Source organism: Janthinobacterium sp. 13 (genome assembly GCF_002749695.1).
In the GTDB taxonomy this organism is placed as follows: domain Bacteria; phylum Pseudomonadota; class Gammaproteobacteria; order Burkholderiales; family Burkholderiaceae_D; genus Janthinobacterium; species Janthinobacterium kumbetense.
Map to the genome: position 1 here is coordinate 1,891,961 of NZ_PEEQ01000001.1, position 15,007 is coordinate 1,906,967.

Annotated in this window: 7 protein-coding genes; 3 read left to right on the forward strand and 4 right to left on the reverse strand. The window is 64.4% G+C overall.

The window, feature by feature from the left end; translation table 11 throughout:
• Positions 1–21: 21 nt before the first annotated feature.
• Positions 22–1,086 carry a 3-deoxy-7-phosphoheptulonate synthase AroG gene (gene aroG / locus CLU94_RS08300; protein ID WP_099665300.1) on the reverse strand — a complete coding sequence of 355 codons (1,065 nt, stop codon included), beginning with the start codon at positions 1,084–1,086 and terminating at the stop codon, positions 22–24.
• Positions 1,087–1,594: 508 nt separating this feature from the next.
• Here aroG and CLU94_RS08305 point away from each other — a divergent pair.
• Positions 1,595–4,441 carry a TonB-dependent receptor gene (locus tag CLU94_RS08305; protein ID WP_099665301.1) on the forward strand — a complete coding sequence of 949 codons (2,847 nt, stop codon included), beginning with the start codon at positions 1,595–1,597 and terminating at the stop codon, positions 4,439–4,441.
• Between the two features lie 147 nt (positions 4,442–4,588).
• Here the strand turns inward: CLU94_RS08305 and tldD are convergent, their stop codons facing one another.
• The 3 genes from tldD to CLU94_RS08320 all read right to left on the reverse strand — a co-directional run bounded on the left by tldD (position 4,589) and on the right by CLU94_RS08320 (position 11,198).
• Positions 4,589–6,049, reverse strand: a complete 1,461-nt coding sequence (gene tldD, locus CLU94_RS08310) for a metalloprotease TldD (protein ID WP_099665302.1) — start codon at positions 6,047–6,049, stop codon at positions 4,589–4,591.
• Positions 6,050–6,206: 157 nt separating this feature from the next.
• Positions 6,207–7,007, reverse strand: a complete 801-nt coding sequence (locus CLU94_RS08315) for a carbon-nitrogen hydrolase family protein (RefSeq protein WP_099665303.1) — start codon at positions 7,005–7,007, stop codon at positions 6,207–6,209.
• 30 nt (positions 7,008–7,037) lie between these two features.
• Positions 7,038–11,198, reverse strand: a complete 4,161-nt coding sequence (locus CLU94_RS08320; protein ID WP_306558297.1) for a YhdP family protein — start codon at positions 11,196–11,198, stop codon at positions 7,038–7,040.
• 259 nt (positions 11,199–11,457) lie between these two features.
• Between CLU94_RS08320 and glnE the strand changes: the two genes are divergently transcribed.
• The gene (gene glnE, locus CLU94_RS08325) at positions 11,458–14,211 is read left to right on the forward strand and encodes a bifunctional [glutamate--ammonia ligase]-adenylyl-L-tyrosine phosphorylase/[glutamate--ammonia-ligase] adenylyltransferase (protein ID WP_373609983.1); all 2,754 of its coding nucleotides are present in this window, start codon (positions 11,458–11,460) and stop codon (positions 14,209–14,211) included.
• Between the two features lie 13 nt (positions 14,212–14,224).
• A complete protein-coding gene (locus CLU94_RS08330; protein ID WP_099665304.1) occupies positions 14,225–15,001 on the forward strand; it encodes a YoaK family protein in 777 nt (258 codons plus the stop codon).
• The last annotated feature ends 6 nt before the right edge of the window (positions 15,002–15,007 follow it).

Here is a 15,007-nt window from a genome sequence, read left to right on the forward strand (position 1 = left end):
TTTTTCATGCTGCGCGCCACCTTATTCCGCGTCGCCCTGCAGGCGGCGCTGCCTGACGGCCGCCGCCAGGTTTTCCAGCACGGCCACGCTGGCGCTCCAGTCGATGCAGCCATCCGTGACGGACTGGCCATAGATCAATTCCTTGCCCGGGATCAAATCCTGGCGGCCCGCCACCAGGTGCGACTCCACCATCACGCCGACGATGCGGCCATCGCCACCGGCCACCTGGCTGGCGATGTCGGCACACACGGGAATCTGGTTTTCCGGTTTTTTCGAGCTGTTCGCATGCGAGGCGTCGATCATCAGGCGCGCCGCCAGGCCTTGCGCGGCGATCGCCTTGCACGCCTCGTCCACGCTGGCCGCGTCATAGTTCGGGGTTTTTCCGCCGCGCAAGATGATGTGGCAATCCTCGTTGCCGTTGGTCGAAACGATGGCCGAGTGGCCGCCTTTCGTGACGGACAGGAAATGGTGCGGCTGCGAGGCGGCCTTGATGGCTTCCACGGCGATTTTCACATTGCCGTCCGTGCCATTCTTGAAGCCGACCGGACAGGACAATCCCGACGCCAGCTCGCGGTGCACCTGCGACTCCGTCGTGCGCGCGCCGATGGCGCCCCAGCTGATCAGGTCGGCGATGTATTGCGGGCTGATCACGTCAAGGAACTCCGTGCCGGCCGGCAAGCCCAGCTCATTGATATCGCGCAACAGTTCGCGCGCCATGCGCAAGCCGTCGTTGATGCGGAAGCTGTTGTCCATGTACGGGTCGTTGATCAGGCCCTTCCAGCCCACCGTGGTGCGCGGCTTCTCGAAGTAGACGCGCATGACGATTTCCAGTTCGCCCGCGAAACGCGCGCGCTCCTTGACCAGCAGGCGCGCATATTCCATCGCCGCCTTGGTGTCGTGGATGGAGCAAGGCCCGATCACCACCATCAGGCGGTCGTCCTGGCCATGCAGGATACGGTGCAGGGCAATGCGGGCGCTGGCGGCAGTCTGTTCGGCTTGCTCCGAGCAGGCAAATTCGCGGATCAGGTGGGACGGCGGGGTCAGTTCCTTCATTTCGCGAATGCGCAAATCATCGGTGCGGGGCATCATTTTCTCCAAAATTTAAGGAAGGGTAAAACATCTGGGTAAAAAAAAACCGCCATCGGTGGCGGTTTTTTAGAATTTGCTGGGATCTCGTTTTGCTGCTACGTGAACCGACCGCTACTCCACCGCCTTTGGGTTGGAATTGCTAAAGTAAAAATAAGCGGTAAAAAAGTGGCGAGCGAACATGCGAGTCATCCGTAAGTGATGAACGACTATAAACCTAAATTGCAAGGGTTGGCAAGCATATTTGTCGGCAAAGCCGCATGCCGCTGCCGTTTTACACTGCATAACCCGCAAAAAAGCATAAAAAGTTGCGCGCTGTGAATCTCGCCGCGACTCTGCATCCCCGGCGCCACCGTTGTGCCCGTCGTGGCAACCACGCCACGCCAGCCATTCTATCGACGACAAGCGGTGCACTCCTTGATCCAGGTCTAGTCCCGGCGTCGCCGCACGGACAAAACTCAAGGACGTATCGACGACCTTTGACTGCCTGACCTTTCCGGAGAACCGCATGATCCCTACACCATCCTTGCATTTCGCTGCCTTTTCACCACCCAGACTGGGCCTGGCACTGGCCAGTGCACTGCTGAGCCTACCCGTCCTGGCGCAGGACGCCGCGCCGATTGCGCGCGTGGAAATCACCGGCTCGAACATCCGCCGCGCGCAGGCGGAAACGGCGTCGGCCGTGCAAACCCTGAGCGCGGCCGACATTGAAAAATCGGGCAAGTCCAGCGTGGCCGAACTGCTGCAGACCCTGGCCGTCGACAACCAGGGCTCCGTCCCCACCACCTTCGGCAACGGCTTTGCCGCCGGCGCCTCCGGCGTGTCGCTGCGGGGCCTGGGCACGGCCTCGACCCTGGTGCTGCTGAATGGCCGCCGCGTCGCGCCGTATGGCCTGGCCGACGACGGGCAGAAAGTGTTTGCCGACCTGAACATCATTCCCCTGGAAGCCGTGGAACGGGTGGAAATCCTCAAGGATGGCGCCTCGGCCATCTATGGTTCGGACGCCATCGCCGGCGTCGTCAACGTGATCCTGCGGCGCGACTACCAGGGCACGGCCATCAAGGGCAATTACGGCAAGACGAAGGAGTGGGATGGGCGCGACGCGCGCGCCGCCATCACGCACGGCTTCGGCGACATCGACACGGACCGCTACAACGTGCTGCTGAACCTCGAGTACAGCGAAAAAGCCGCCATCTGGAACCGCGACCGGGCCGGGCGGGGCGCCGTCGGCCGCAGCGACTTGCGCGACCTGGGCTTCAGCGCGCAGGAAACCCTCAGCGGAGCGGGCGCCATCACCACCAACAATGCGGCCGGCAGCGCCGTCAACGGCAATGTGCGCAATCCCGACACGCTCGACTACTACAACCGCGGCAACCTCGCTGGCGCGGGCTTTACGCGCACCTTCCCCGGCGCCGCCTGCGGCAATTTCACGACTCACCCGCAGGGCGATCCGGGCGGCGGCTGCCTGACCGATGCCGCGCAGCAATATGGCCAGATCCAGCCCAAGCAAAAAAACATCAATTTCTTCGGCCGCGGCGCCTGGCAACTGACGCCGGAGCTGCAGACGTATGCCGAGCTGAATCTGTATCACAGTGAATCGCACTCGGCCACCACGCCCTCGACGGTCAGCGGCTCGGTCGGCTATCCGGGCGGCCCCGTCAGCAATGCAGGCGTATCGCTGGGCGCCGCCCACCCGGACAATCCGTATTTCGGCACGGCGGCGCGCCTGCGCTACCTGGCGGCCGACGTGGGGCCGCGCCTGTCGGAAGTCACATCCACCTTCATGCGCTTTGTCGCCGGCATCAAGGGCAGCGTGGCGGGCTGGGATATCGACAGCGCCTTGCTGTACTCGCAGAACAAGGTGTCGAACGACCTGGACGGCTACCTGCAGCGCGACGTCGCCTTCGCCCTGCTCAACCCGAGCGCCGCCAATGTGGAGCGGGCCAGCCTGAACCCCGCGTATGCGGCCCTGCCGGCCGGCAGCCTGTGGCGCATCGCGGAAAACGCGGGCCTCAATTCGCGCGAGCTGTACGCGGCCCTGTCGCCGCGCATCTCGAACGACGCCAAGACGCATATCGCGCAGATCGACTTCAAGGCCAGCCGCGAGGTGGCCAAGCTCGACGGCGGCGCCCTGGGCGTGGCCGTGGGCGCGGAATTCCGCCACGAATCGACGGAACTCAAGCCCACCACGGGCACGGAACGGGGCAATATCATTGGTCTCGGCTATTCCGCCTACAAGGGCAGCCGCAATGCCTCGGCCATCTATGCCGAGATGCTGGCGCCCGTGCTGAAGAGCGTGGAACTGTCGGGCGCCCTGCGCGCCGACCATTTTACCGACGTGGGCAACTCCTATACGCCGAAAGTGGGCGTGAAATGGACGCCCGTGCGCGAACTGGCCCTGCGCGGTACCTTCGCCAAGGGCTTCCGCGCCCCCAGCGCGGCGGAAAACGGCGTCGGCGGCCTGGCCGCGTTCTCCACCGCCAGCGATCCGCTGCGCTGCGCACTGGGCGTGGAAGCGGCCTGCGATCCGGCTTCCATCGCCGTCATCACCTCGCCCAATCCGAAGCTGTCGCCCGAACGTTCGCGTAGCTATTCCGTGGGCGCCGTGTGGGACCCATTGCCGCGCACCAGCATTTCCGTCGACCTGTGGCAAATCCGCCGCAAGAATGAAATCAACCAGGAGCAAACGGATACGGCCATCGCCGAAGGCCATGTGGCGCGCGACCCGTCGACGGCCACCGGCATCGCCGGCGATCCGGGCGCTATCACGGCCGTGCTGGCCAATTATGTGAATTCGGCGCAAACGACGGTGCGCGGCATCGATATCGACGCGCGCCAGCGCTTCAGCCTGGGCAGCGACTATGGCAACCTAACCTTCGACTTGAAGTGGACGCATCTGTACAAATGGCTGCGCACGGAACAGGACGGCACGCAGCGCGATTTTGCTGGCACACATGGCAATTGCGACGTGTCCAACTGCATGGGCACGCCGGACGACCGCATCAACCTGGGCGCCACCTGGGAACGCCAGAACTGGCGCGTCACGGCCAACGTCAACTACCGCGCGCCGCTCGATAACCTGCTGTTCAAGAATGACCCCGACGGCTGCGCCACGCACTTCGCCGACGGCACGGACGCGCCGCGCGGCTGCCGCATCGCCTCGTTCACCACGGTGGACCTGACGGCCCGCTGGCTGGCCACGCCCAAGCTGGAAGTGTTTGCGACCATACAAAACCTGTTCGACAAGATCGCCCCGCTCGATCCGCTCACGTATGGCGCCACGGGCTACAACCCGCTCGACTACGCGGGCGCGGCGGGACGCTTCATCAGTGCGGGGGTGAAGTACAAGTTCTGAATTTCGTCATATTTTCAACGTATCAGGCGTTTCAGGAACCGTAGCGAGCAAGCCCAATATTGGGTTGAGTAGCGCAGCTGTACTTCAGGTACAGCGAGCAACGCAAACTCAAGAGTGGGCTGCGCAGTAGGTTCCTGAAATGGCGATCTAAGCCGTGCCGCCGACGGTAATGCCGTCCAGGCGCAAGGTCGGCTGTCCCACGCCCACGGGCACGCTCTGCCCTTCCTTGCCGCACACGCCCACGCCCGAGTCCAGGCGCATGTCGTTGCCGATCATGGAAACTCGGTTGAGCACGTCCGGGCCATTGCCGATCAGGGTCGCGCCCTTCACCGGGTAGCTGAGCTTGCCATTTTCAATCATGTACGCTTCGCTGGCCGAAAAGACGAACTTGCCATTCGTGATGTCGACTTGGCCGCCGCCGAAGTTGACGGCATATAAGCCGTTTTTGACGGAGGCGAGGATTTCGCCCGGGTCCTTGTCGCCGCCCAGCATATACGTATTCGTCATGCGCGGCATGGGCAGGTGGGCGAACGATTCGCGGCGCGCATTGCCCGTCACGGGCATCTTCATCAGGCGCGCATTCATTGTGTCCTGGATATAACCCTTCAGGATGCCATCCTCGATCAGGGTCGTGCACTGCGTGGGGTTGCCCTCGTCATCGATATTCAACGAGCCGCGCCGGCCAGCCAGGGTGCCGTCGTCGACCACGGTGACGCCCTTGGCGGCCACGCGCTCGTCGATGCACCCGGAAAACGCGGACGAGCCCTTGCGGTTGAAATCGCCTTCCAGGCCATGGCCGATGGCTTCGTGCAACAGGATGCCGGGCCAGCCCGGCCCCAGCACGATGGTCATGGGGCCGGCGGGCGCGGGACGCGCTTCCAGGTTCACCAGGGCCGAATTGACGGCGTCCGCCGCGTATTGTTCCAGCACGGCATCGCTGAAATAGTCATAGCTGTAACGCCCGCCGCCGCCTGCCGAGCCCGTTTCGCGGCGGCCATTCTGTTCCGCGATCACCGTCAGCGAGACGCGCACCAGCGGGCGGATGTCGGCCGCCAGCACGCCGTCGCTGCGCAGCACCAGCACCACGTCATATTCGCCGGCCAGGCCCGCCATCACTTGCACGACCCTGGGATCTTTCGCCCGCGCCATCTTTTCCACGCGTTCGAGCAATTGCACCTTGGCCGTGGCGTCCAGCGAGGCGAGCGGATCGTTGGGCAGGTACAAGGACCGTCCGCCCTGCGGCTGCATCTGGCCCGCGATCTTGATCCTGCCGGCGCCGGCGCGCGCAATGGTGCGCGTGGCCGCAGCCGCTTCCAGCAGGGCACGCTCGGAAATGTCGTCGGAATACGCAAACGCCGTCTTGTCGCCGGACACGGCGCGCACGCCCACGCCCTGGTCGATGGAAAAACTGCCCGTCTTGACGATGCCCTCTTCCAGGCTCCAGCCTTCGCTCTTGGTCGACTGGAAATACAGGTCGGCATAGTCGACCTTGTGCGTAAACATCGTGCCCAGGGCTTTCAACAGCTTGTCCTCGTCCAGGCCGAACGGCGTGAGCAGAATCTCGCGCGCCACGGCCAGGCTGGACAGATTGGGTTCAAATGGCTTCATAACTTTGCACTCGCTAATTATATTCAACTCATTCTCAGTACCTGACAGAAGCGTAGCGAGCGGCAGTGATTTGTGGCCGAGAAGCGCAGCCGTGCTTGAGCACGGTGAGCATCGCAGGCCGCAAAGCACGACGCGCAGTAGCTTATGTCAGGTACCCTCACATAGTGCGGTGCGCCAGGGCTGGCAAGGATTCGCGCACGCCGGCCAAAAACACCAGGTCGATCTCGCCGCTCACCACGCCCTCGCCTTCGGGCAACACGGTTTTCACTTCGCCCCACGGGTCGATCAGCATGCTGTGGCCCCAGGTGCGGCGGCCGTTCGGATGCAAGCCGCCCTGCGCCGAGGCCAGCACATAGCACTGGTTTTCGATGGCGCGCGCGCGCAGCAGCACTTCCCAGTGGGCGCTGCCCGTCGTATGGGTAAACGCGGCCGGCACGACGATCAGCGCGCAATCGCCCATGGCGCGGTACAGTTCGGGAAAGCGCAAGTCATAGCAGATGGACAGGCCGACCCGTCCGAACGGGGTCTCGATCGAGCGCACCTGCGCGCCCGGCACGATGGTGCGCGATTCGTTGTACGACTCGGCGCCGCGCGTAAAACCGAACAGGTGGATCTTGTCGTAGCGGCCGGCCGGTTCGCCTTGCGGGTCATACACCAGCGTGGTGTTGAGGACCTTGCCCTCCTCGCCGGAAATCAGGGGCAAGGTACCGCCGATCAGCCAGATGCCGTGCTGGCGCGCCATCTGCGCCATGCCATCCTGGATGGGGCCGCTGCCGGGCTGTTCCGCGTGGGCCAGCTTGTCCGTTTCCTGCTTGCCCATGATGGCCCAGTACTCGGGCAGGACCACCAGCTGCGCGCCACCGGCGGCGGCCTGCGCCACCAAGCGACGCGCCGTGGCCAGGTTGTCTTCCACGGAAGGCGAGGAAATCATTTGTACTGCTGCGACTGTATGCATCATTGCCACCTCTTCTCCATTCGAACGCCGCGCCTATTTCGCCACGGCCTCCGCCGCTGCGGCGGCAGGCACGGCGACAGGGTCCAATTTACCACCATCGAGCTTGGTCACGACGGGCGCTTTCCACGGCCCGGCGATCTGCATATGGTAAGTGAGCGCCTTCATCACGGGCGCGCGCAGGAACAATTGCGCCAGGAAACTACCCAGGCCGATGACGGGGTTCACGGCCAGCGCGTACACGAGCGGCCCCGTACCCAGGTTGAATTCCGGGATCACCACCACGTGCAAATTCGTCGTTTCATTGGCGATATCGGCCGTGCCATCCATCAGCACGGTTGCCGCCACGCCATGCATCTTGAGGTTATCGGTGCTCACCACGCCGCGCTTGATGCTGGCGTTGGCCGTGATGCCGTCGAAGGCCAGGCCTTCGGAAAACACGTCGTGGAAATCGAGTTTCAGCAAGCGGGGCAAGGCTTGCAGGCTGAGCACGCCCAACAGCTTGGCCGCGCCCGGATCCTGCTTCAGGAACTGGCCCGATTCCACGTTCATCTCGATCTGCCCCGACAAGGTGGGGATGTCGAGCGAATACGGCAAGCCGTTCCAGGCGATGTCGCCGCTCAGGCGGCCCTTGCCGCGACGCACCGTGTCGGCAAAGCCGAAGCGGTCGAGCAACTTGCCCGCATCGACGATATCGAGGCCGAAACGCAGGCTGGTCGTGCTTTGCCCATCCTTGATGACCCATTTGCCATTGCCGCTCAGGGCGCCATCGGGATTCGACAGTTGCAGCTTGCCCACGCGCCATTCGCGCCCGCCCGCCGCCATGGTGTTATAGGCCTGCAACTCCAGCCGGCCGATCTTCTTGTTGAACAGTTCAAATTGCTCGGCGACGATATCGAGCGAGGGAATCGACTGGGCGCCGTTCTTTCCCTCCAGCAAATTCTTCACGTCGTTGGCGGCCGACTCCGGAATGATCAGCGACGACAGGCGCGCCGTCATCTTGCCCAGGCCGGACGGCGTTTCCAGCCAGGTCACATAGCCTGACACTTGTTTTGCATCAATATTGGCTTGCCATACATCCTTCTGGTGCGTGGCGCCCACGACCACGTTTTCCAGCTTGCGCTCGCCCAGCATCAGTTCGCTGGCACGGGCGGCCATCATGTCCGGCACCACGTATTGCGCGATATCGGGGGCATCGTCGGCGGCGCCGCTGTCGGCGGATGCCGAGCCGCTGCCGGCGATCTCGCTGCCGGCGGCGATCCAGCTGTCCACGTCCAGGGTTTTCATGTTGACGTTGAACATCATGCCGCTGTCCGGTTCCGGCGCCGGCACGTTCACGCCGATGCCGCCGCGCACCAGGCGCCAGGCGTCCTTGCCCTGCTTCTGGCGCTGGTAACGCGCGGCAATGCCGGATCCCAGCGCGATGCGGATATCGTCCGTGCGCAGGCCCGCGCCGTTGGCCGCATTGCCCGTCAAGGTGAATTTCACGGGCAGGCTGTCGCCGGCCGGCTTTTTCAGGGGGGCGGGGAAATCCAGGCCCAGGCCCGTCAGCGGCGATTCGACATTGACCACCACCTGGTGATCGCGCGCCGTGATCAAGCCGCTGTAGCGCGCGCCGCCGTTCAAATGTTTCGCCAGGCGCTGCAGCACGGGCGCCGGATACGTCTTGCGCAAGCCGTCGATGGTCATGTTGCCGGCAATCTTGACCTGGATGGAACTGTCCGCCTGCGTGCCGCCCGAGATGGCCAGCGGCCCGCCCAGCAGGCTGCCGTTCAAGCCGTTCAGGTTGACGCCCTTTTCGTTGAATTCGATCTTGCCCTGCGTACCCAGTACGGGCGGCATGTCGTGGAACAGCACCACGTCGTTGCCCGCCAGCTGCAAGCTGCCCTGCACGGTCGATTCGAGCATGCGCTCGATCGGCAAGTGCAATTTGAGGGCCAGCCTGGCGTTGCCCGTCGCCGTCGTTTCATCCGTGAAATGCTCGATCCAGCCCAGCACGGGGCTGGCCGTCACGTACTTGAGGAATTCCTGCATGGGGCCGGCCGCGTTGCCTTCAATGTCGAGCAAGGTATCGAACACGGTCAGGTCGGGGATCACGGCTTTGACATTCGTCAAGGCCACGCCGCCCGTGATGGCCGTATCGCCGCGGATTTCCATGCGCGCCCGTTCAAACACGAAACTGCCCTTGATCTTGTCCGCCTGCGGCCACAGGGGAGCCTTGCCGGCCAGCGGGCCGCTTTCCGCAAATTCGCCGGGCGCGTAGTTCAGGGTGCCATTTTCGAGCTTGCCGGCCACGCGGAAATCGCCCCGATTGCGCTGGGCGGGCGTGTCGGCCTTGAAGGGGAAATGCTCGAGTTCGCCGCGCAGGCGCAGGCTGACATCGCGCGCCACGCCGCCTTCCAGCGCCCCCGTCAGCCAGTGGCGCAGGTGCTCGGGCGTTTGCAGCGGCAGGTAGCGGCCGATGGTGTTGATCTGGAAATTGTCTATCGTGCCCGTCAAGTCGACCTGGCCCAGGTTCTTGCCGTCGAGCGGCATGCGGTGCGTGCCTTGCAAGGCGACGCGCAAGCCTTGCTGATTGAAGTCAAGCTTGTCCAGCTCGACTTGCAGCATATTCTCCGCTTCAAACGTCCAGCGCGCCTGCATGGCGAATTGTTCGAACGGCATGGCCGGTTCGCTCAGGTACGATGGAAACTGCAGCACCAGGTCTTGCGCATCGATAGCGATGCTGCCGCCCTTGTCGTTGGCGTCGATGGTGCCGCTGAGTTTATCGAAGCCGGGAATGGCCGGTGCGGCTGCCTGCGCGGGGCTGCTCGCCGTCTTCGCCACGGCCAGGCGCGCCGGCTGCGCATTCAGGCCCAGGTCGATGAGCTTGCCACGCAGCCGGTAGCTGGCCGGTGTCGCCATCTCGCCTTCCCATTGCGCCGAGAAATCCTGCAAACGCCCGCGCGGCGCCAGGGCGTCGAGGCGCTGGCGCTGCTGTTCGCCCAGCGGCAGCTTGTCGGCCAGCGCGGCCAGGGTTTGCAAATCGAGCGACTTGGCCGTGATTTCCGTGCGCGCCGGCTTGCGCTTGGTGGCGGCAATGAAACGCTCGGACAGGGTCGTGGGCGGCAGGCTGAGACCGTCGCGTGTTTCTACCGCGAAATTCGTCAACTCCACCTGATGGCCATTCGCGCCGAAGGTGGGCTTGCCGTCCGGCACCTGCGCCGACAGCTCTTCTTTTGCCGAAATGCGCCCGCTGACCGACAACAAGTCGAGCGGGGCGATATGCTCGCCCAGCTGCGCCTGCACATCCGTCAAGCCCACGTCGGCCGTGAAGCCGGCCAGGCGCGCGTGATCCAGGCTCAACCAGGCGCGCAAGGCGCCCTTGCCCTGGCTCAGCTCGAACGGGTAATCGAGGTAGCGGCGCCAGGCGGCCAAGTCGGCGTTTTTCAGGTCCGCATACAGCTCGCCCTTCCACATCGACACATCCGAGATGCGCGTGCTGAAAGGCGGATGCGTGAAGTGAGCGCGCACATCGATGGGCGCGGCCAGGCTGGCGGGCGGCGTGGCCTGCAAGCCCAGCCGGTGGCTGCGCCAGCGGTTGCGCAGCAGCAAGTTGACCTGGGTTAAAGCCAGCTCCGGCGTGCCGCGCGCTTCGTCCGTCCAGCGCACCTTGCCGTCGCGAATGATGATGTCATGCTGCGACAGCAGCCAGTCGGCGCCCTTGCCGTCGCTGCCCTGGCTGCTGTCGACGAGCACGCCGGCCACATACAGCTTGCCATCCATGCTGCGCCGCACGTCCAGGTCGGGCCGCGTGATTTCCAGGGTAGTGAAGCGCACGGAACCGAGCACGCTCCACCATGACACAGTCGCCGAAATGCTCGGCAGGCTCAGCGCCTGGCGCCCCGCCTGGTCGCGCAGGGTCACGTCGCCGAGGAAGAGGTTCGGCCGCACGCCATGCCAGGAAGCATAAATGCGCGCGATACTGACAGGGTTGCCCAGCGCGCGGCTGGCCGCCCGCTCGATATCGCCTTTGTAATAGTCGATATTCGGCAAGATGGCGTAGCGCAGGAATAAAAACAGCACGGCGAAGGCGAAATACGCCAGCAGCACCAGTTTGATGGTAAAACCCAATACATGGTGGGTGGCCAGGTTGGCCATGCGATAGGCGGCACGCAGCCTCTGCCAGCGCAGGGCCAATGGCACATGTTCTGTCACGCTTGCTTCTGGCGGTTTTTGCATCAATAAGCTAATAAACTGGCCCGGCGTCAAATAATGGCAAAAATCGTCTGCATTCGTGGTGCGCGCCTGCATCCTTGCGCTTGCGTCTGAGCAAAGCCTCCCTTACCATCGTCCGGAAGAGCACGCACTACCGGCGGTATACGGCCAGCGGCACAATTTTACCGCATCCCCCGCCGTTCGCAGCCAAGTTAAACAAGAACATGCACGCAGCATCCACGAGACCCTTACCGATACCATGAGCACACAGCCTTTGATTTCCGCCTCCCGTTTCTACCAGCGCTGGCTGGACGCCGCCCCCGAGCGCGCCGCGCAGGTGGCGCAACTGGTGCGCGCGCCGCTGGACGGGCTCGACTTTGCCGCCAGGCTGGCCGCCCAGGCGAACGCCGCCACGCCGCCGCTGCCGCCCGAACGGGCCATGCGCCGCCTGCGCAACCTGCTCGTCTGCGGCCTGATCGCGCGCGATCTTGGCGGCCAGGCCGACTTGAACGAAGTCGTGACCGCCATGACGGGTTTTGCCGATTTCGCCATCCGCACGCATGTGGACGCCATCATGGCCGAGATGGTGGCCCTGCACGGCATGCCCGTCGGCGAGGAATCGGGCGAGGAACAAGCCTTGATGGTGCTGGCGATGGGCAAGCAGGGCGGCGGCGAGCTGAACGTCTCGTCGGACATCGACCTGATCTTTGCCTATCCAGAAGATGGCGATACGCAAGTCACCTTGCCGGGCCAGCGCAGCCTGTCCAACCACGAGTTTTTCATTCGCATGGGCAAGAAACTGATCGCCGCCCTGGCCGAGATCACGCAAGACGGTTTTACTTTCCGTGTAGATATGGCCCTGCGTCCGAACGGCAATTCCGGCCCGCTGGCCGCCAGCCTGGGCATGGTGGAACAGTACCTGATCGTGCAAGGGCGCGAATGGGAGCGCTACGCCTGGGTCAAGGCGCGCGCCGTGACGGGCAAGCCGGAAGACATCGCCGCGCTCGACGCCATCGTGCGCCCCTTCGTCTTCCGCCGCTACCTCGATTTCGGCGTCATCGATGCCATCCGCACCATGCACGGCCAGATCCGCGCCGAGGTCAACCGCCAGGAGCGGCTGCACCCGGACCGCAGCAATAACGTCAAGCTGGGCCGTGGCGGCATCCGCGAAATCGAGTTCCTCGCGCAAGTGTTTCAATTGATACGGGGTGGGCGCGACGCCGAGCTGCGCGAACGTTCCACGCGCGCCACCCTGCGCACGGTGGCGGACAAGGGGCTATTGGAGCCGGCCATCGTGGAACAATTGCTGGGTTCCTACACTTTCCTGCGCAACCTGGAACACCGGCTGCAGTATCTTGACGATGCGCAAACCCATACCTTGCCCGCGAACGAGGCCGACCGCCTGACCGTGGCGCAGATGATGGGTTTACCCGACACGCCCACCCTGCTGGCCCAGCTGGAAGCGCACCGCGTGTTTGTTGCCGGTCAATTTGACGAAATGTTCAGCGACAAGAGCAGCGGCACGCCGCCGGCCGACACGGGCATCGACCCGCAAACGTCGAACGACTGCGCCGCCTCGGATCAGCAGGAAGCCATCGAGGCGCGCTTCGCCGCCCTGGGTTTCCATGAACCGGCCGCCTGCGCGCGCCGCCTGCTGGCCACCTGGCAAGCGCCGCGGCTGCAATCCTTGCCCGAGGCGAGCCGCACGCGTTTAGTGGCCCTCGTCAATTCAGCCCTGCCCCTGATCACCGATTGCTCCGTGTCCAACGGCAACGCCAGCCAGCTGGCCACCCTGGGCCGCCTGCTCGATTTCCTGGAGGCCATCGCGCGCCGTTCGGCCTATCTGTCGCTGCTGACGGAATACCCGCATACGCTCGAGCGCGTCGTGCGCATGGTGTGCGCCAGCGGCTGGGCCGCCACCTTCCTCACGCAGCATCCGATCCTGCTCGACGAGCTGCTGGACGAGCGCATCCGCAATACGGTGCCTGACCCGGCCGCGCTGGCGCTGGACTTGCAGCGCCAGCTCGACGACGCGCCCGGCGACACGGAGCGGCAGATGGATATCCTGCGCGAAACACACCACGCGCAGCTGTTCCAGTGCCTGGCGCAAGACCTGGCGGGCGACCTGAGCGTGGAGAAGCTGGCCGATTACCTGTCCCAGCTGGCCGACATCATCGTCGCCGCCACCGTGCAAGCCGTCTGGCAAACCTTGCCGGCGCGCCACCGCGAGGTGCCGAAATTCGCCGTCATCGCGTACGGCAAGCTGGGCGGCAAGGAGCTGGGCTATGTCTCGGACCTCGACGTCATCTTCCTCTTCGACGACGACGACCAGGAAGCGCCCGGCCTGTATGCCAAGCTGGCGCAGCGCTTCATTACCTGGATGACCTCGCACACCTCGGCCGGCATTTTGTTCGACATCGACATCGCCCTGCGTCCCGACGGCGCCTCGGGCATGCTGGTTTCCAGCGTGCAAGCGTTCGAGCGCTACCAGGGCAGCGCGGCCTGGGTGTGGGAACACCAGGCGCTGACGCGCGCGCGCTTCTGCGCCGGCGATGTCGGCATCGGCAAGCACTTCGAGCGCATCCGCGACACGATCCTGCGCAAGGAAAGGCCGGAAAACGGCCCCCTCAAGGGCGAAGTGGTGGCCATGCGCAAGAAGATGCTGGACGCCCACCCGCCCCGCCCCGGCAACTTTGATTTGAAACAAGATCCGGGCGGCATGATCGACATCGAGTTCATGGTGCAATACCTAGTGCTCCAGCATGCGGCGCAGTACCCGCAGCTGACGGCCAACTCGGGCAATATCGCCCTGCTGCGCCTGTGCGGCGAACTGGGGTTGATCGACGCCCAGCTGGCCGCCCTGGTGGCCGACGCCTACCGCGCGCTGCGCAAGCTGCAGCACCAGCTGCGCCTGCAAGGACAGGACCTGGCCCGCGTGGAACCGGAAAGAGTGCGCGTACATGCGGACAACGTCATGCGTCTGTGGCAAGCCATCTTCGGCGCGACCGCCTGAGGCCGGCCCGGGCATGCCGCTTCATTACCTGTCCCGCCTGAGCGGATCGGCGCGCGATACGCAAGCCAATCTGCAGCTGGGCTGCGTGCTGGCGCTGGTGGCCGGCGCCGTGAATGCGGGCGGCTTTCTTGCCATCGGCGGCTATACCTCGCACATGACGGGCATCGTCTCGGGCATGGCGGACGACTTGGCGCTGGGCAATATCACGCTGGCCCTGGCGGCGCTGGGCGCCTGGCTGGCCTTTGTCAGCGGCGCGGCCGTGACGGCCATCATGGTGAACTGGGGCAAGCGGCGCCGCCTGCACAGCCAGTTCGCCGCCAGCCTGCTGCTGGAAGCGGCATTATTGCTGCTGTTCGGCTTGACGGGCAATTACCTGGCCACCATGCCCGACGTGCTGGGCCCCGTCACCATCTTGCTGCTGTGCTTTGTTATGGGTTTGCAGAACGCCATCATCACCAAGATTTCAGGCGCCGTCATCCGCACCACGCACGTGACGGGCCTGTCCACCGACATCGGCATCGAACTGGGCAAGATGGCGTATTACAACCGGCGCCACCTGCCGGACCGGATGGTCAAGGTCAACCGCGGCAAGCTGAGAACGCACAGCCTGCTGATCGTCTGCTTCTTCATCGGCGGCGTCAGCGGCGCCCTGGCCTTCAAGCACATTGGCTTTCCTGCCGCCACCATCCTGCTCGCCGGCGTGCTGACCCTGCTGTCGGGCGTGCCCGTGCTGCGCGACTTGCGCCTGCTGTGGCGCTTTTACCGGCGCCGCCTGCACATCCTCCGTTAGTAAAAA

Excerpts from the sequence above, each read along its gene's own strand:
- glnE (WP_373609983.1), top strand. The coding sequence starts at position 11,458 with ATGAGCACACAGCCTTTGATTTCCGCCTCCCGTTTCTACCAGCGCTGG.
- tldD (WP_099665302.1), bottom strand. The coding sequence starts at position 6,049 with ATGAAGCCATTTGAACCCAATCTGTCCAGCCTGGCCGTGGCGCGCGAG.
- CLU94_RS08315 (WP_099665303.1), bottom strand. The coding sequence starts at position 7,007 with ATGATGCATACAGTCGCAGCAGTACAAATGATTTCCTCGCCTTCCGTG.
- CLU94_RS08305 (WP_099665301.1), top strand. The coding sequence starts at position 1,595 with ATGATCCCTACACCATCCTTGCATTTCGCTGCCTTTTCACCACCCAGA.
- CLU94_RS08330 (WP_099665304.1), top strand. The coding sequence starts at position 14,225 with ATGCCGCTTCATTACCTGTCCCGCCTGAGCGGATCGGCGCGCGATACG.
- aroG (WP_099665300.1), bottom strand. The coding sequence starts at position 1,086 with ATGCCCCGCACCGATGATTTGCGCATTCGCGAAATGAAGGAACTGACC.